Source organism: Serinicoccus profundi (assembly GCF_008001015.1).
Taxonomy (GTDB): Bacteria; Actinomycetota; Actinomycetes; order Actinomycetales; family Dermatophilaceae; genus Ornithinicoccus; species Ornithinicoccus profundi.
The window spans coordinates 264685-280737 of record NZ_CP042862.1 but is presented as its reverse complement, the minus strand read 5'-3'; the positions used below and the strand labels follow the sequence as shown (position 1 = coordinate 280737).

Here is a 16053-nt window from a genome sequence, read left to right as displayed (position 1 = left end):
AGTATGTTGACGTCCCGCATCTGTCAATAATTCGTTGACGCAGCCCCGTCGCGTGTCATGGCACATCGTTTCGGCGTCCTCAGCACGTCCTGCCAAGATGGGCGTATGCCGCTTCCCGCTGCCCGCACGCCCCTCGCCGAGATCGACCCCGCCCCCGCGCTGGGCGCCCTGGACGGGCGGTACCGCGGCGCGGTGGCTCCCCTGGTCGACCACCTCTCCGAGGCCGCGCTCAACCGGGCCCGCCTGCACGTCGAGGTCGAGTGGCTCATCCATCTGGTCACCGAGCAGGTCGTCCAGGGCGCACCGTCGCTGAGCGAGCCCGAGCAGGAAGCGCTGCGTGACCTGGTCGTCGACTTCGACGCCGCCACCATCGAGGAGCTCAGGGCGATCGAGGCCGAGACGGTCCACGACGTCAAGGCGATCGAGTACTTCCTGCGCCGCCGGCTCGCGGAGATCCTCGGAGCCGGCGAGAGCGACGGCAGCAGCGCTGGCACCGAGGGAGTCGCACCCGCCCGCACCGAGGCCCTGGCCGAGCTGGTCCACTTCGCCTGCACCAGCGAGGACGTCAACAACACCTCCTACGCCCTCATGGTCCAGGGCGCGATCACCCAGGTCTGGCTGCCGAAGGCCCAGGCCCTGGTCGACCAGCTGGCCGGTATGGCGCGCGACCTCGCCGAGATGCCGCTGCTCGCCCACACCCACGGCCAGCCGGCGACGCCGACGACCATGGGCAAGGAGCTCGCCGTCCTGACCCACCGCCTGACGCGGCAGCTGCGCAGGGTGGAGGGTGCGGCATACCTCGGCAAGCTCAACGGCGCGACCGGCACCTACGGCGCGCACGTCGAGGCGGTGCCGGGCGCGGACTGGGAGCGGGTGAGCCGCACCTTCGTCGAGCACCTCGGGCTGGAGTGGAACCCGCTCACCACGCAGATCGAGAGCCACGACTGGCAGGCCGAGCTGTATGCCGACGTCGCGCGGTTCAACCGGATCCTGCACAACCTGGCGACCGACATGTGGACCTACATCTCGATGGGCTACTTCGCGCAGGTGCGGGGCCAGGGGACGGTCGGCTCGAGCACGATGCCGCACAAGGTCAACCCCATCCGCTTCGAGAACGCCGAGGCCAACCTGGAGGTCAGCAACGCGCTGCTCGACGTGCTCGCCTCGACGCTGGTGACGAGCCGCCTGCAGCGCGACCTCACCGACTCCTCGATGCAGCGCAACATCGGCACCGCGCTGGGGCACAGCCTGCTGGCTCTCGACAACGTCAGCCGTGGCCTCGCCGGGCTGGATGCCGTGCCCGCCGCGATGGCAGCCGACCTCGACGCCAACTGGGAGGTGCTGGCCGAGCCGATCCAGTCTGTGATGCGGGCGCTCGCGGCCCGCGGCGTGGAGGGGATGACCAACCCCTACGAGCGGCTCAAGGAGCTCACCCGGGGGCGCCGGATCGGGCAGGCCGACCTGGTCGAGTTCGTCCGCGGCCTGGGGCTGCCGGAGCAGGAGGAGGAGCGGCTGGTCGCGCTCACCCCGGCGACCTACGTCGGCCTCGCGCCGCGGCTCGTCGAGCACCTGGGCGACGCGTGATCATCCTCGCCGCGGAGCGCTTCGAGGACGCGCAGGCGCACTTCGCTCGCTCGGGGTATGCCGTCACGGAGGTGACGACGCCGCGCGGCGGTGGTCTGCGGGAGACGCAGGCGCAGCTCGCCGAGGCGTTGCGGCTGCCCGCTCCGGCGGAGCGCAACCTCGATGCGATGGCCGACGCGCTGCGCGACCTGCGCGAGCTGTGGGAGGGGCGTGACGTCGCGCTGCTGTGGCGGGAGGCCGGGGCGCTCGCCGCCAGCGACGGGCGGGCCTGGTGGATCCTGTCGGAGATCCTCGACGACGCCGAGGCGCTGGCCGTCGTGGCGCTGGGACCGGAGGACGACCGGGGCGACCGGGGCGAGCAGGGCGAGCAGGGATGAGGCTCTCCCGGCCGGTCTCGATCGGGGCGCTGGTCCTGCTGGCCGCGCTCGTCCTGTGGTTGATGCTCGGCCAGACGGGCCGGCAGACCGACCAGGGCAGCGAGGGCGGCGCCGAACCGAGCAGCACGGGCACGTTCGCGACGCTGGACGACGAGCCATCGGGTGACTCCAGTGCTGAAGAGCCGGCCGAGTCTGAGCACACGGGCGAAGCACAGCCGACCCCGTCGTCCGGGCCGGAGCCTTCGGATGCCGGACCGGCAGACGGCTCGGGTGACGGCCCGGTCGGGATCGACACCCGCGACTGGGACGCCATCGACGCCTGCACCGACGGCATCCTCCCCGTGGAGCTGGACCCGGTCGTCGACGACGTCGAGGCCGGCGGACCCTACGACTACCCAGGCAAGGACGGCTCGACCTTCCGCAACGACGAGGGCTACCTGCCGGATGAGTCCCGCGGCTACTACCAGGAGTTCACCGTCGAGACGCCCGGCCTGAACCACCGTGGCGCCAAGCGGGTCGTGACCGGCGGCGGCGAGGTGGACCCCGAGGTCTGGTACTACACCGACGACCACTACGAGAGCTTCTGCGAGTTCGCGCCCTGAGTGACCGGAGGTACCCGCTGAAGGAGACGATTCGTCGGCACGCTGGTCGTCCGCTCAGCACAGAAGTCACTGCGGAGCAGATTCGATCGTGGCACGTCCCAGGTGATCACCTGGGCGTTGACGGCGAGGTTGTCCTCGCTGGGGCTCTGAGTGTCAGCGAGATCCAGCGGCAAGTGCTCGGCCACACAGGACGCATACCGCAGCGGGCCGTGACCACGCCGAGTCACACGCTGGACCCATCCTCGAGCTGATCCATGATGGGTGGATGCAGATCGACATCGCCGAGGGTTTGACCACGATGCGTTCTCATTGGCACTGGCGTCCCGGCTGGGCAGTGGGGCGTCGCATGTACACCTTTCACCTCACCATGGAGCAAGCCCCGGCGATTCTCGATCTAGCAGAGGACACGCGCCCAGCGTTGGATGCTCTTCCGGCCCTTGACCCCGTGCCGCTGGAGGGGCTCCACCTCACCATGAATGGCGTCGGTTTCACCGACGAGGTCACGAAGGCAGAGCTCGACGAGGTGGCCGAGATCGTGTTCGAGACGTGGGTCGGGGCTGGCTCGAAGGAACTCCTCTTCGACAGGACTCTCGTCGTTGATGAGGGGTTCATGCTGACCGCAGCCACGCCGCCCTGGCTCGCTGAGCTGAACCGAACACAACGCCAAGCCGTCGATCGCACCCTGGGGCCTCGCAGATGGGGCAACTTTGCGCCTCACGTCACCCTGGCCTACTGCAACTCGGTCAGCGACCCACGCGATGTGGTGGACGCCCTCTCCCCGGTGCTGGCAGACAAAGGTGACACTCTTACTGCCACGCCCACTCTCACGCTCATGCGGCTTGGTCGCGACCGCCAGCTCTATGAATGGGACGTCATTCGCCAGTCGTGACCCAGGACAACGAGGCAACGCTGAGGAAGGGCTCGCCCACCTGCGCTCCAGCAACGCTTGCACATTGCTAGCATGGCCCCATGACGACGCTCTACGTCCGTGACGTGCCCGCTGACGTGGCAGAGACGCTGAAGGAGCGCGCTGCCGCCGAGGGCAAGTCGTTGTCCGCGTATGTCGTGGCTGAGCTCCGCCGCATCGCCTCCCGGCCCACGAACGCCGAAGTGGCCCGACGACTAGCCGATCTCGACCGCAGCGAGGGGCCCACCGGCGCAGACATCGTCCAGGCGCTCGGAGAGTCGCGTCGGTGATCGTCATCGACGCCTCGGCCATGGTCGAGGCCTTGGTGGGTCGCGATGTCGATGAGAAGCTGCTCGCCGCGTTGGCTGGCGAGGTCGCGGCGCCCCATATCTTGGACGTCGAAGTCCTCTCAGTTCTGCGCGGTCTCGTGCTGGGTCGCAAACTCGGCGAGCACGCGGCCGGCGCCGCTCTCGACGTCCACTTCGACTTCGTCATCGACAGACAGGCAGCGGCGCCGTTGGCCGAGCGGATCTGGAGCCTTCGGCATCAGTACACGAGCTACGACGCGGCCTACATCGCGACGGCCGAGGCGCTAGGGGCGCCGCTCCATACGTGCGACGCCAAGCTCGACAGCGGCGGTCATCACGCTGTCATCCACCTCCACGGTCAGACGCACTGAACGTCCGCAACCCTGGCTCGACCTCGTGGCCCAGCGGTGCCCTTCCCGCCGCCGCGTGGCCAGCCGCCCTGTGCGGCCGATTCTCGGGCAGACTGGCCACGTGCTCCTGACCGTGGCGACGACGCACCAGCCGGCAACCGATCTGGGATTCCTCCTGCACAAGCATCCTGACCGGGTGCAGCATTTCGAGCAGTCCTTCGGCACCGCCACGGTCTTCTATCCCGAGGCGAATGACCACAAGTGCACGGTCGCCCTCATGCTGGACGTCGACCCGGTCCGGTTGGCACGCTCCCGCGGCAAAGACTCTCCGGACTTCAGCCTCGCGCAGTACGTCAACGACCGCCCGTATGCGGCGTCCTCATTGCTCGCCGTCGCGTTGGCCAAGGTCTTCAGCACCGCCCGCAGCGGGCGAGGCGGCTCCCGACAGGAAGTTGCCGACCGCCCGATCCCGCTGGAGATCACCATCCCGGTGCTGCCGTGCCGCGGTGGGCCGCCCATCGCGCACCGCCTCTTCGAGCCCCTGGGGTGGACCGTGGAGGCGCTCCCCATACCGCTGGACGACGCATTCCCTGAGTGGGGAAGCTCGAGGTATGTCCGCCTGCGTCTCGTGGGCGACGTGCGTCTGGCCGACGCACTCAACCAGCTGCACGTCCTCCTTCCGGTCCTGGATGAGTCGAAGCACTACTGGCAGGGCCCGGACGAGGTCGACAAGCTCATGCACTCGGGCGAGGGCTGGCTGCCGACCCACCCCGAACGGGATCTCATCACCCGCCGCTACCTCGGCAGGGCCGGCGCCCTACGGCGGGTGGCCCTCGCCCGCCTGGCCGAGCTCGGGGACGACCTCGCCGAGGTGGTGGACCCGGTCGAGGACGAAGAGGTCCGGCAGCCGGAGGAGAAGCGCCTGCCGCTCAACGCGCAGCGGCACGCCGCCGTCCTCGAGGTCATGCTCGCCGCCGGTGCACAGTCGGTCATCGACCTGGGGTGCGGCTCCGGGCAGTTCCTGGACCGACTCATGAAGACCGGGGCCTTCACCCGGGTCGCCGGGTCGGACGTGTCGACACGGTCTCTGCACCATGCCGCCGCGCGTCTGCGACTGGAGCAGATGAGCGAGCGACAGGCCGAACGCATACAGGTGTTCCAGAGCGCCCTGACCTACGAGGACGACCGGTTCGCCGGGTTCGATGCGGCTGTCCTGATGGAGGTCGTCGAGCACGTCGACCCCTCGCGGCTGGGCGCGCTGGAACGTGTCGTGTGGGGCGCAGCACGGCCAGGCCTTGTCGTCGTGACGACCCCGAACAGCGACTACAACGTCCTCTACGAAGGGTTGGTGGGGATGCGGCACCCTGACCACCGGTTCGAGTGGAGCCGCTCGGAGTTCACCGACTGGTCCGAGCGCGTCGCCGAGACTCATGGCTACACGGTGGAGCGTCGCGGCATCGGAGAGGTCGACGAGACGCTCGGCGCCCCGACCCAGATGGCGATCTTCACCCGTCAGGAGAGTCGCGATGTCTGACCTCTCGGACGGGCACACCGTCACCGTCCCAGCCATGGGCCTCGTGGTGCTGATCGGCGTGTCAGGCAGTGGGAAGTCGACCTTCGCCCGGACCCACTTCGCGGCGACGGAGGTCCTCTCCAGCGACTTCTGCCGTGGCCTGGTCGCCAATGACGAGAACGACCAGTCGGCCACCCCCGATGCGTTCGACGTGCTGCACTACATCGTCGGCACCAGGCTGCGCCGAGGGCTGCTGACCGTGGTCGACGCCACCAACGTCCAGCGGGCCGCCCGTGCCTCGCTGGTCACGCTCGCCAAGAGCCACGACGTCCTCGTGGACGCCATCGTGCTGGACGTGCCCGAGTCGGCGGCGGTCGAACGCAACGCGGCCCGGCCGGACCGGGACTTCGGCCGACACGTCATCGCCCGTCAGCACCGGGACCTGCAGCGGTCCCTCGGCAAGCTGCGCAAGGAGGGGTTCCGGCGGGTCCACGTCCTGCGCGGCACCGAGGAGGTCGACGCGGTCCGGATCGTGCGGGAGCGTCCGTGGAACGACCGCACGGACCTGCACGGCCCCTTCGACATCGTCGGCGACGTCCACGGGTGCGCCTCGGAGCTGCGCAGCCTGCTCACCAGGCTGGGCTGGGACATCGCTGTGGACGAGGCCGGTGTCGCGGTCGGAGCCTCCCACCCGCAGGGCCGGCAGGCCATCTTCGTCGGAGACCTGGTCGACCGCGGGCCGGACACGGTCGGCGTGCTGCGACTGGTCATGGGCATGGTCGGCTCCGGCAACGCCCTGTGCGTCTCGGGCAACCACGAGGCCAAGCTGCTACGCGCCCTGCGTGGGTCGAAGGTGACCGTCTCCCACGGTCTGGCCGAGTCCCTCGCCCAGCTCGAGCAGGAGCCCGACGACTTCCGCGCCCGGACGATGAGCTTCCTGGACGGGCTGATCAGCCACTACGTCCTCGACGAGGGAAACCTCGTGGTCGCCCACGCCGGGCTGAAGGAGGCATACCACGGTCGGTCCTCGGGGCGAGTCCGCGCCTTCGCGCTCTACGGAGACACCACCGGGGAGACCGACGAGTACGGTCTGCCCGTGCGCTACCCGTGGGCGCAGGAGTACCGCGGGAAAGCCATGGTCGTCTACGGCCACACTCCCGTCCCTGAAGCGGAATGGGTCAACAACACCATCTGCCTCGACACCGGCGTCGTCTTCGGCGGCGCGCTCACCGCGCTGCGCTACCCCGAGCGGGAGATCGTCTCGGTGCCGGCCGAGCAGCAGTGGTACGAACCGGCCCGACCCCTCACATCCCCCGCCGGGGACCGCGAGCCCACGGTGCTGCGCATCGGCGACGTCGCCGGCACCCGCTGGCTGGAGACGACCCACGCCGGCAAGGTCAAGATTCCTGAGGAGAACGCCGCCGCCGCCCTGGAGGTGATGAGCCGGTTCGCCGTCGACCCCCGCTGGCTGATCTACCTACCCCCCACGATGTCGCCCGTCGCCACCTCCGCGGAGGAGGGATTCCTCGAGCACCCGGAGCAGGCGTTCGAGGAGTATGCCGGATGGGGCGTCACGCGCGTCGTGTGCGAGGAGAAGCACATGGGCTCGCGCGCCATCGCGGTCATCGCCAAGGACGGCCGGGCCGCCGAGCGGCGGTTCGGCACCAGCGACGGCACGACGGGCGCGTTGTACACCCGCACCGGGCGCCCCTTCTTCGCGGACACCACCGAGATCCTCGAACGGCTCCGCCTCTCGGCCCGACCGTTGTTCGAGTCGCTGGACACTGACTGGCTCGCTCTCGACTGCGAGCTTCTCCCCTGGTCGGCCAAGGCGCTCGACCTGATCAAGACGCAGTACGCCTCCGTCGGGGCGGCAGCCACCCACGCCCTGCCGGAGGCGCTCTCCGTCCTCGAGCAGGCCGCAGCCCGCGGCCTGGACGTCAGGGATCTCACGGATCAGGCGGAGCGCCGCCTCGCGAACGCCACGAAGTTCCGGGACGCCTACGCCGCCTACGTTCGGCCCACGCACGGCCTGGACGGCATCACGCTGGCGCCCTTCCAGATCCTGGCGGCAGAGGGACGCGCTCTGGCGCTGACCGAACCGCACGAGTGGCACCTCGCCGAGCTCGCCACGCTCGGCGGTGACCTCATCACCCCGACCCGCCACTGCTTCGTCGACCTCGCTTCCCGGGAGGAGCGCGACGCGGCCATCCAGTGGTGGCACGACCTGACTGCCGGCGGCGGAGAAGGAATGGTCGTGAAGCCGGCCCACCTCACCGACGCCTCGGTGCAACCGGGCATCAAGGTCCGCGGCCGCGAATACCTGCGCATCATCTACGGGCCCGACTACACCGACTCGCTCTCGCTCCTGCGCGAGCGGAATCTGGGAAAGAAGCGGCAGCTCGCCCGGCGCGAACACGGCCTCGGCCTCGATGCGCTCACCGCCTTCGTCGACCACGCCCCGCTGTGGAAGGTGCACCAAGCGGTCTTCGCCATCCTCGCTCTGGAATCCGAGCCGGTCGACCCACGACTCTGACCCCTCGCACGGGCGCGCTGTGGCAGGTTTGCCTCATGAGCGCCAGCGAACCGGAGAGCCTCCGGGACAGGACCTTCACCAACAGGAGCCTGCGGGGCTCGCGATTCGTGGGCTGCGTCCTGGGGGACGTCGTCGTCCGCGGCAGTGACGTCGCCGGGATGGAGATCGACTCCCCCTGGTTGCTGGAGGGCGACAGCAGCCTCCTCGTCAACGGCGTCGACGTCGTGCCGATGGTCGACGCCGAGCTCAACGCTCGCTTCCCGGGCAGGGAACTACGTACGGCCGAGGACCCCGAAGGCCTGCGCGCCGCCTGGGCCGCAGTCCAACGGACCTGGGCGGCGACCCTCGACCGCGCCACCTCGATGCCCGCCGACACCGTTGACGCCTCGGTCGACGGCGAGTGGTCGTTGGCCCAGACGCTCCGCCACCTCGTCATGGCGACCGACACCTGGCTCGGCAAGGCCGTCCTGGGGCATACCCAGCCCTATCACCCGGCCGGCCTGCCCAACGACGATCACGACAGCGACGCCTACGACACCACCGCCTTCTCCGATGAGACCCCGTCGTTCGCCGAGGTCATGGAGGCGCGCGAGAGCCGGCAGGCCATGGTGAGCGAGTTCCTCGCCACCACCACCTCCGAGATCCTCACCGAGCCTCGCAAGAATCCCCATTCCCCGGACCACGCGGAGACAGTCCTCTCCTGCATACGCACCATCCTGGAGGAGGAGTGGGAGCACCACCGGTATGCCGTGCGAGACCTGGACGTCCTCTCCACACCCGCTCGCAGCTGACCGCCGCCGCCCGCGCTGTCAGAGCTGCAGATGGAGCCGTAACGCCTCATCGAGGGCAGCCATCAGTCGAGACGGGACCCGGCCGATGGCGGGACCGATCCGTTCGACGGCGACCGAGCGGACCTGCTCAGCCTGGGCCTTGGAGTCCACGGGCAGCCCCGTCTCCTCCATCGGGAGCAGCACCTGGAAGGGGAAGATGCGCTCCACGTTGCTGGTGACGGGCACGACGGTGACCACGCCGCGACCGAGTCGCTGGGCGGTGGTGTTGGCGCGGTCGTTGCTCACGAGCACCGCCGGGCGGCGCTTGTTCGCCTCGCTTCCGCGCGCTGGCTCGAGGTCGACCAGGCAGATCTCACTGCGCAGCATCGGCGACGCCGTCTGCGGACGCAGCGGCCCACGCGTCCTCGTCCCCAGCAGCGACCCACTCCTCCCACGCGGCGGCATAGTCCGACTCCAGCAGTGGATCCTCCAACCGGCGGATGGCCTGCTGGACTGCCGCCGAACGCGACCCCAGACCAGCCTGTTCGACATACCGGTCCAGGGCAGCGAGGTCCTCTGCGGTCAGACTCACGCTCAGCTTCATGGATCGATGCTACCCGAGTAGGACCGTCACTACTACTGCGATAGCACCGCCCGCTCCCCCTGCGAGGCGCGCGCCACGCCCTCGTCAGGGACAATGGGCGGATGCCGACCGCACAAGCGACAAGGAGTCAGCCGTGACCGAGGGAACCGTTCGCTGGTTCGATGCCGACCGGGGCTTCGGCTTCATCGCCCTCGGCGAGGAGGCAGAGGACCTCTACGTGCACGCGTCAGAGATCATCAGTGACGACGCGATGAAGCTGCTCCGCGAGGGGCAGGTCGTCGAGTTCGAGATCGGCGAGGGGGACCGTGGCCCGCAGGCGCGCAGCGTCCGCGTCACGGCCGACCGGTCCGCCGACGCACCGCTGGGCGTGCTCGGCACCGTCTCCTGGTACGAGCCTGGCAAGGGGTATGGCTTCATCACGCCCGACGGTGGTGGTGACGAGATCTTCCTGCACAGCTCGGCCATCGTGGGCGACGGCGTCGTCTCGGAGGGCCAGCGGGTGGCCTTCCTCGTCGTCGACGGGGAGAAGGGACCGCAGGCCGACCACCTGCTCCCCCTGGGCGACCAGGCCGAGCAGCAGGCCGAGACGTCGGACGGGGCGGACGGCACCGTGTCGTGGTTCGACGAGGACAAGGGCTTCGGCTTCATCACGCCTGAGTCGGGCGGCCCCGACGTCTTCGTGCACGTCCGCGCGCTGGCCGACGGACTCCCCGTGCTGGATGAGGGAGACCGGGTGACGTATGACGTCGTCGAGGGCGAGAGGGGTCCGCAGGCTCGCGACGTGCGCCTGGTGCACGGCTCGGCACCCCGGGGCGGACCCGCGAGGTCGACGAGCCGAGGTCGATCGGGACCGCGGGAGTCCTCCGGCCCCCCGGCCCGCGGCGGCCAGGGCGTGGTCGTGCGCTACGACCCGGAGCGGGGCTTCGGCTTCATCACCCCGGACGCGGGCGGCGCTGACCTCTTCGTGCACGTGTCGGTGCTGCGCAACGAGGACGAGCTGTATGCCGGCGACCGCGTCCGCTACCAGGTGCGGCAGAGCGACCGAGGGCCGCAGGCCGACCGCGTCGAACGCATCTGAGCCGGGCGGACGATCCCGCCAGGAGCGGCCGCGGGCCGGCACGGGTCACTCGGGTCGCCACGTCTGCCGAGGCCGGTACCCGGTGCGCCTCAACCATTGCTCGGTGTAGAGGATGCGCGTGGGCGTGATGATGGTCAGCGGGTCCATGGGTGGCTCATCGACGGGCTTTCCCCGCTCGACATGGTCGGCCTGCCAGCGCACCGCGTCCCAGTAGGGCTCCACCTCGGGGTCGCCGCGTTCGAGTGTCCTCGCGGTGCCGAACAGCTGAGCGCCTCGGCTGCTGGCCTGCCCGACCAGCGGCGCGGCGATCCCTGCGGACACCCTCGGGTCACGACGAAGGTTGCCCGACTTCACCGAGGTGTTCCAGCTCGTGTAGAAGATCTCAAACCCCAGGCTGAAGTAGCGCACAGGCGTGGCCGCGGGGCTCCCATTCCGGTTGACGGTGGCGATGACAGCGAGGTTGTGGGTCGAGAGCAGGTTGAGGATGCGCTCCTCGAGCTGCTCGCGCGGGAGATCACGGTCGGGGCTTGGCCCCGCGAGCCACGGGTTGGTGATCGGCATACGAGAGGCTATCGCGACCGCCCGCAGGCCCTTGGTCAGACGTAGCTGTCCAGCGCCTCGCCGACGAGGGTGTGGGTGCTGAAGCGGACCGACACGAGCAGCGCCGGGCCACAAAGCGCTGGCCGGCGCCCCCGCTGAGTGAGAACGTGCCGACATGAGCATCACCGACACCGTCCTGACCCTCGCGGCGACCCACGGCCTCGAGCTGCAGGCCGAGGGCGCGACCCTGAGCGAGGCGGGCTTGGACTACCGCGTCGTGATGGCCCAGACGCCCACCGGCGAGCGCTGGGTCCTCCGCGTGCCCCGTCGCACCGATGTGTCGGAGGGCATGGCGGCCGAGAGCCGGATCCTCGGCCTCGTCGGCCCAGTCCTGGCGGCCCACCAGGTCGCCGTCCCGGACTGGCGGGTGTGTGCGGCCGACCTCATCGCCTACCCCGCTCTACCCGGAACACCCGGGCTGACGCTGACCCCGGACAAGCAACCCGTCTGGCACATGGACCCTGCCGACCGGGGGTATGCCGAGCATCTCGGTCGCCTGCTGGCGCGCCTGCACTCCATCACCGCGGAGCAGGCGGCGAGCGCCGGGGTGGAGGTGCGCACGCCGACTCAGGTCCGCGACTCCTGGGCGGCTGACATCGGGCGAGTGCGTGAGGAGTTCACCGTGGCACCCTCCCTGTCCGACACCTGGGACGCCTGGCTCGACGACGACTCCTGCTGGCCCGAGCGGACGGTGATGACGCACGGGGAGATCTACCCCGCACACGTCCTGCTCGACGACCACGGCACGATCACGGGGGTCCTGGACTGGACCACCGCCCGCGTCGACGACCCCGCGCGAGACCTGGCCGCGCAGTACGGCGCTGCCGGCGAGGAGATGGTGCAAGCCAGCATCGCCGCCTACGCGCAGGCTGGCGGGCAGGCATACCCCGGGATGGTCGCGCAGGCCAGGCACCTGTGGGACGCCTCACCGATCGGCTATGCGTTGTACGCCCTCACCACTCGGGCGGAGCCCGACCTCGCCGGGGCGGCGGCGAGGCTGAAGCCCTGACCGCCACTCCCGGCCCACGTGCGCACCGCCGACTCGGCCGTGACCCGAGCGCGTTACCGTCGTCCCATGGAGCTCACCCACCAGGAGACCGTCGCAGTCAACGCCCCCGTAGAGGCGGTATACCGGCTGGTCAGCGATGTCACCCGCACCGGAGAGTGGAGCCCGACCTGTCGGAGCTGCACGTGGGAGGACCCGCAGCAGCGCGGGGTCGGGGCGCGCTTCACCGGCGACAACGAGACGCCGGCCCGGCAGTGGAACACGACCTCGACCGTCGTCGCGGCGGAGCCCGGCGAGGAGTTCGCGTGGGAGGTCGGCCAGGGATTCGTGCGCTGGGGTTACCTGCTCGCCGAGCACGAGGTCGGCACGCGCATGACGCAGACGTGGGAGTTCACCGAGGCGGGGCAGGAGTTCTTCCAGAAGCAGTACGGCGACGACGCGCAGGCCCAGATCGCGCAGCGCACGGGCTCTGCCCGCGACGACATGCCCCGAACCCTGGCCGCCATCAAGGAGATCGCCGAGCGGGAGCACGCCGAGGGGTGAGCGACGTCGCCTCCGTCGCAGGCCCCGCAGTCCGGCTGAGCCCCCTCACCCCGGACGACCTCGTCGCCCACTCCCACCGCGGCGGTGGTGGCCGCGATGGAGCTCGCGCTGACGCAAGCCCCGGTCCTCCGGTTCCTCATCCGCTGCGACCCCGGCAACCACGCCTCAGCCGGCGTCGCCCGCCGTCTAGGGTTTCGGTATGTCGGCCGGGTCGCCGAGCCCGACGGCTGGGCTGGCGACCGCTACGTTCGAGAGGTGCCGCACCCCACCCCGACCGTTGATACGCGCACTTGCGGGAATACCCATAGGGGGTATGCTGTTGCCATGGCTGTGAACGGATACACCGGCTCCCAAGAGGACTACCTCAAGCGTCTGCGCCGCATCGAAGGTCAGGTGCGCGGGATCGCCCGGATGGTCGAGGACGACACCTACTGCATCGACGTCCTCACGCAGGTGAGCGCCGCCACCAAGGCGCTCCAGGCGGTGAGCCTCGGCCTGCTCGAGGACCACATCAGCCACTGCGTCGTCGACGCGGCCAAGGAGTCGGAGGAGGCCAAGGACGAGAAGGTCCGCGAAGCCTCCGCCGCCATCGCGCGGCTCGTCCGCAGCTGAGATCAGCCCCCACCCAGCCGCGCGTCCTAGCGTGCCTGAGCGCACGGCATACCCCATCACCCACACACAGGAGATCACCATGACCGACACCCCCCTGCAGAACCAGACCACCAAGATCGTCGTCTCCGGCATGACCTGCGGGCACTGTGTCTCCTCGGTCACCGAAGAGCTGACCGCGATCGACAACGTCCTCGAGGTGCGCGTCGACGACCTCGTCAAGGGCGGCGACACCGAGGTCTTCGTCGTCTCCGACGGTCCGCTCGAGCTCTCCGCCGCGAGCGCCGCTGTCGAAGAGGCCGGCTACACCGCCACCGTCTGACCCACCCCACCCGCTCCAGGAGGAGCCGATGAGCACCACCGAGACCAGCACGCAGCACGTCGACCTCGCCATCACCGGCATGACGTGCGCCTCGTGCTCGGCCCGCATCGAGCGCAAGCTGAGCAAGCTGGACGGCGTCGAGGCCAGCGTCAACCTCGCCACCGAGAAGGCGAGCGTCACCTTCCCCTCCGCCCTCTCCGTCGCCGACATCGTCGGCGTGGTCGAGAAGACGGGGTATGGCGCCACGCCCCTCGACGACGCCACGGGGCCCGGGCGCACCCCGGCGATGACGCACGACGTCGTCGGGCACGACTCGCTGCGCCAGCGGATGGTCGTCGCGAGCGCGCTGGCTCTCATCGTCGCGGTGCTGCACATGGTGCCGCCGGTGCGGGAGTCGCTGGGCATGGTCGGGCACTGGGCGCAGTTCCTCCTGACGCTGCCGGTCTACCTCTGGGCGGCCTGGCCGTTCCACCGCGCCGCGGCGATCAACGCCCGGCACGGCGCGTCGACGATGGACACGCTCGTGTCGGTCGGCACGACCGCCGCCATGGGCTGGTCGGTCGTGGCGCTCTTCACCGGCTTCACCCACGACCTCTACTTCGAGGTCGTGGCGGTGGTCACCGCGTTCCTGCTCATCGGCCGCTACATCGAGGCGCGGGCCAAGGCGCAGGGGCGCTCCGCGCTCACCTCGCTCATGGAGCTCGGCGCCAAGGACGTCGCGGTGCTGCGCCAGGACGGCGGCGGGGCGATGGCGACCACCGAGCACCGGGTGCCGATCGAGGAGCTCGTCGTCGGCGACCGCTTCGTCGTCCGCCCGGGTGAGAAGGTCGCGACAGACGGCCTCATCCTCTCCGGCCGCTCGACCATCGACGCCTCGACGGTCACCGGTGAGTCGATGCCCGTCGAGGTCGGCCCACAGGACAACGTCACCGGCGCCACGGTCAACGGCCACGGCAGGCTCATCGTCCAGGCCAGCCGGGTCGGGGCCGAGACGACGCTGGCCCGGATCACCGAGCTGGTCGAGCAGGCCCAGACCGGCAAGGCTCCCGTGCAGCGGCTGGCCGACCGGATCTCCGCCGTCTTCGTGCCCGCCGTGCTCGTCATCGCCGGCCTCACGCTGCTGCTGTGGCTGGTGACCGGCAACCCCTTCACCCAGGCGCTGGCCGCCGCCGTCGCGGTGCTCATCATCGCCTGCCCCTGCGCCCTCGGGCTCGCGACGCCGACCGCGCTGCTCACGGGCACCGGCCGCGGCGCCCAGCTCGGCATCCTCATCAAGGGACCGCAGATCCTGGAGTCCACCCGCCGCGTCGACACCGTCGTGCTCGACAAGACCGGCACCCTGACCACCGGGCACCCGGTGCTCACCGACATCGTCACCGCCGGGTCCCTGCCGGCCGAGGCCGCGCTCAAGGCGGCCGCCAGCGTCGAGGCGGGCAGCGAGCACCCGGTGGCCCAGGCCATCGTGGCCGGTGCCAAGGCCCGCGGGGTCCAGCTCGCGCAGGTCGAGGACTTCGTCAACCTGCCCGGCGAGGGCGTGCGCGCCGACGTCAACGGCATGGTCGTGACCGTCGGTCGCCCCAGCCTCTTCGAGGTCGTCCCGGAGGTGCTCCGCGAGGCGGTCACCCGCGCCGACGGCACGATCGTCCTCGTCGGCTGGGAGGGCACCGCCCGGGCCGCCGTCACCGTCGCCGACACCGCGCGAGAGACCAGCGCCACCGCCGTCGAGCGGCTGCGCGAGCTCGGCCTCACGCCATACCTGCTGACGGGGGACAACGAGCGCACCGCCGCTGCCATCGCCGAGCAGGTCGGGATCGACCCGGCCAACGTCACGGCCAACGTGCTGCCGCAGGACAAGTTCGACCACGTCCGGGTGCTTCAGGAGCAGGGGCGGACCGTCGCCATGGTCGGTGACGGCGTCAACGACGCGGCGGCGCTGGCTCAGGCCGACCTGGGTATGGCGATGGGCTCGGGCACCGATGTGGCCGCCGAGTCCGCCGACATCGTGCTCATGCGCCCCGACGTCGAGACCGTGGCCGATGCGATCGGGCTCTCGCGGCGCACGCTGACGATCATCAAGCAGAACCTCGTGTGGGCCTTCGGCTACAACACCCTCGCGATCCCACTGGCCGCCTTCGGCATGCTCACCCCGATGATCGCCGGCGGGGCGATGGCGATGAGCTCGGTGCTCGTCGTGCTCAACAGCCTGCGGCTACGGGGCTACGGGCGAGGCTGACTCGGGCCCTCACGCTCGTGCACGAGCTCGTGGAGGGGGAACGAGCGCGACCATCTGCGGCGCCCGGTGGGGCCGAGAGCGACCATCTGCGGCGCCCGGTGAGGCTGAGCG

The 16053-nt window shown here is 70.2% G+C and carries 18 protein-coding genes; 15 read left to right on the top strand and 3 right to left on the bottom strand.

Annotation, left to right across the window (positions count from 1 at the left end):
* Positions 1 to 105 precede the first annotated feature (105 nt).
* The 9 genes from purB (at position 106) to FA582_RS01260 (ending at position 8968) form a co-directional block, all read left to right on the top strand.
* Positions 106 to 1584, top strand: coding sequence for an adenylosuccinate lyase (purB, locus tag FA582_RS01300; RefSeq protein ID WP_010147394.1), 1479 nt, complete (start codon positions 106 to 108; stop codon positions 1582 to 1584).
* Complete coding sequence (locus FA582_RS01295; protein WP_010147395.1) at positions 1581 to 1961, top strand: barstar family protein; 381 nt, start codon at positions 1581 to 1583, stop codon at positions 1959 to 1961. Before purB ends, FA582_RS01295 begins: the two co-directional genes overlap by 4 nt.
* Positions 1958 to 2563 carry a guanyl-specific ribonuclease gene (locus FA582_RS01290; protein WP_010147396.1) on the top strand — a complete coding sequence of 202 codons (606 nt, stop codon included), beginning with the start codon at positions 1958 to 1960 and terminating at the stop codon, positions 2561 to 2563. The genes FA582_RS01295 and FA582_RS01290 overlap by 4 nt, the downstream gene beginning before the upstream one ends.
* Before the next feature lie 265 nt (positions 2564 to 2828).
* Positions 2829 to 3452 (top strand): 2'-5' RNA ligase family protein, encoded by a 624-nt coding sequence (locus tag FA582_RS01285; protein WP_010147397.1) that lies wholly within the window; start codon positions 2829 to 2831, stop codon positions 3450 to 3452.
* A gap of 80 nt (positions 3453 to 3532) precedes the next feature.
* On the top strand, positions 3533 to 3760 hold the full coding sequence (locus FA582_RS01280) for a FitA-like ribbon-helix-helix domain-containing protein (protein WP_147899714.1): 228 nt from the start codon (positions 3533 to 3535) through the stop codon (positions 3758 to 3760).
* Positions 3757 to 4149, top strand: coding sequence for a type II toxin-antitoxin system VapC family toxin (locus FA582_RS01275; RefSeq protein WP_010147399.1), 393 nt, complete (start codon positions 3757 to 3759; stop codon positions 4147 to 4149). Before FA582_RS01280 ends, FA582_RS01275 begins: the two co-directional genes overlap by 4 nt.
* A gap of 100 nt (positions 4150 to 4249) precedes the next feature.
* Entirely contained in the window at positions 4250 to 5662 is a 1413-nt protein-coding gene (locus tag FA582_RS01270) for a 3' terminal RNA ribose 2'-O-methyltransferase Hen1 (RefSeq protein WP_010147400.1), read from the top strand.
* The gene (locus tag FA582_RS01265) at positions 5655 to 8177 is read left to right on the top strand and encodes a polynucleotide kinase-phosphatase (RefSeq protein ID WP_010147401.1); all 2523 of its coding nucleotides are present in this window, start codon (positions 5655 to 5657) and stop codon (positions 8175 to 8177) included. Before FA582_RS01270 ends, FA582_RS01265 begins: the two co-directional genes overlap by 8 nt.
* A gap of 35 nt (positions 8178 to 8212) precedes the next feature.
* Positions 8213 to 8968, top strand: a complete 756-nt coding sequence (locus FA582_RS01260) for a DinB family protein (RefSeq protein ID WP_029540740.1) — start codon at positions 8213 to 8215, stop codon at positions 8966 to 8968.
* 18 nt (positions 8969 to 8986) lie between these two features.
* Here the strand turns inward: FA582_RS01260 and FA582_RS01255 are convergent, their stop codons facing one another.
* On the bottom strand, positions 8987 to 9334 hold the full coding sequence (locus FA582_RS01255; RefSeq protein WP_010147404.1) for a type II toxin-antitoxin system PemK/MazF family toxin: 348 nt from the start codon (positions 9332 to 9334) through the stop codon (positions 8987 to 8989).
* Complete coding sequence (locus tag FA582_RS01250; RefSeq protein ID WP_010147405.1) at positions 9321 to 9551, bottom strand: ribbon-helix-helix domain-containing protein; 231 nt, start codon at positions 9549 to 9551, stop codon at positions 9321 to 9323. The genes FA582_RS01255 and FA582_RS01250 overlap by 14 nt, the downstream gene beginning before the upstream one ends.
* A 133-nt stretch (positions 9552 to 9684) precedes the next feature.
* Between FA582_RS01250 and FA582_RS17355 the strand changes: the two genes are divergently transcribed.
* Positions 9685 to 10629: a cold-shock protein gene (locus tag FA582_RS17355; RefSeq protein ID WP_010147406.1), complete on the top strand. Its 945-nt coding sequence runs from the start codon at positions 9685 to 9687 to the stop codon at positions 10627 to 10629.
* Positions 10630 to 10674: 45 nt separating this feature from the next.
* On the opposite strand, the gene FA582_RS01240 is transcribed toward FA582_RS17355, so the two are convergent.
* Positions 10675 to 11190, bottom strand: coding sequence for a pyridoxamine 5'-phosphate oxidase family protein (locus tag FA582_RS01240; protein WP_010147408.1), 516 nt, complete (start codon positions 11188 to 11190; stop codon positions 10675 to 10677).
* Between the two features lie 154 nt (positions 11191 to 11344).
* On the opposite strand from FA582_RS01240, the gene FA582_RS01235 reads away from it, so the two are divergent.
* The 5 genes from FA582_RS01235 (at position 11345) to FA582_RS01215 (ending at position 15942) form a co-directional block, all read left to right on the top strand.
* Positions 11345 to 12238 (top strand): macrolide 2'-phosphotransferase, encoded by an 894-nt coding sequence (locus tag FA582_RS01235; RefSeq protein ID WP_010147410.1) that lies wholly within the window; start codon positions 11345 to 11347, stop codon positions 12236 to 12238.
* 66 nt (positions 12239 to 12304) lie between these two features.
* Positions 12305 to 12778: an SRPBCC family protein gene (locus tag FA582_RS01230; RefSeq protein WP_010147411.1), complete on the top strand. Its 474-nt coding sequence runs from the start codon at positions 12305 to 12307 to the stop codon at positions 12776 to 12778.
* Between the two features lie 330 nt (positions 12779 to 13108).
* Positions 13109 to 13390 carry a metal-sensitive transcriptional regulator gene (locus tag FA582_RS01225; protein WP_010147412.1) on the top strand — a complete coding sequence of 94 codons (282 nt, stop codon included), beginning with the start codon at positions 13109 to 13111 and terminating at the stop codon, positions 13388 to 13390.
* 79 nt (positions 13391 to 13469) lie between these two features.
* Entirely contained in the window at positions 13470 to 13709 is a 240-nt protein-coding gene (locus FA582_RS01220) for a heavy-metal-associated domain-containing protein (RefSeq protein WP_010147413.1), read from the top strand.
* 28 nt (positions 13710 to 13737) lie between these two features.
* Positions 13738 to 15942, top strand: a complete 2205-nt coding sequence (locus FA582_RS01215) for a heavy metal translocating P-type ATPase (RefSeq protein ID WP_010147414.1) — start codon at positions 13738 to 13740, stop codon at positions 15940 to 15942.
* Positions 15943 to 16053: the final 111 nt, after the last annotated feature.

What these genes read in the sequence shown, in the direction of transcription:
- FA582_RS01255 (WP_010147404.1), bottom strand. Translation starts at nt 9,334, where the DNA reads ATGCTGCGCAGTGAGATCTGCCTGGTCGACCTCGAGCCAGCGCGCGGA.
- FA582_RS01220 (WP_010147413.1), top strand. Translation starts at nt 13,470, where the DNA reads ATGACCGACACCCCCCTGCAGAACCAGACCACCAAGATCGTCGTCTCC.
- FA582_RS01260 (WP_029540740.1), top strand. Translation starts at nt 8,213, where the DNA reads ATGAGCGCCAGCGAACCGGAGAGCCTCCGGGACAGGACCTTCACCAAC.
- FA582_RS01265 (WP_010147401.1), top strand. Translation starts at nt 5,655, where the DNA reads ATGTCTGACCTCTCGGACGGGCACACCGTCACCGTCCCAGCCATGGGC.
- FA582_RS01290 (WP_010147396.1), top strand. Translation starts at nt 1,958, where the DNA reads ATGAGGCTCTCCCGGCCGGTCTCGATCGGGGCGCTGGTCCTGCTGGCC.
- FA582_RS01240 (WP_010147408.1), bottom strand. Translation starts at nt 11,190, where the DNA reads ATGCCGATCACCAACCCGTGGCTCGCGGGGCCAAGCCCCGACCGTGAT.
- FA582_RS01250 (WP_010147405.1), bottom strand. Translation starts at nt 9,551, where the DNA reads ATGAAGCTGAGCGTGAGTCTGACCGCAGAGGACCTCGCTGCCCTGGAC.
- FA582_RS01280 (WP_147899714.1), top strand. Translation starts at nt 3,533, where the DNA reads ATGACGACGCTCTACGTCCGTGACGTGCCCGCTGACGTGGCAGAGACG.
- FA582_RS01235 (WP_010147410.1), top strand. Translation starts at nt 11,345, where the DNA reads ATGAGCATCACCGACACCGTCCTGACCCTCGCGGCGACCCACGGCCTC.
- FA582_RS01215 (WP_010147414.1), top strand. Translation starts at nt 13,738, where the DNA reads ATGAGCACCACCGAGACCAGCACGCAGCACGTCGACCTCGCCATCACC.
- FA582_RS01285 (WP_010147397.1), top strand. Translation starts at nt 2,829, where the DNA reads ATGCAGATCGACATCGCCGAGGGTTTGACCACGATGCGTTCTCATTGG.
- purB (WP_010147394.1), top strand. Translation starts at nt 106, where the DNA reads ATGCCGCTTCCCGCTGCCCGCACGCCCCTCGCCGAGATCGACCCCGCC.
- FA582_RS01230 (WP_010147411.1), top strand. Translation starts at nt 12,305, where the DNA reads ATGGAGCTCACCCACCAGGAGACCGTCGCAGTCAACGCCCCCGTAGAG.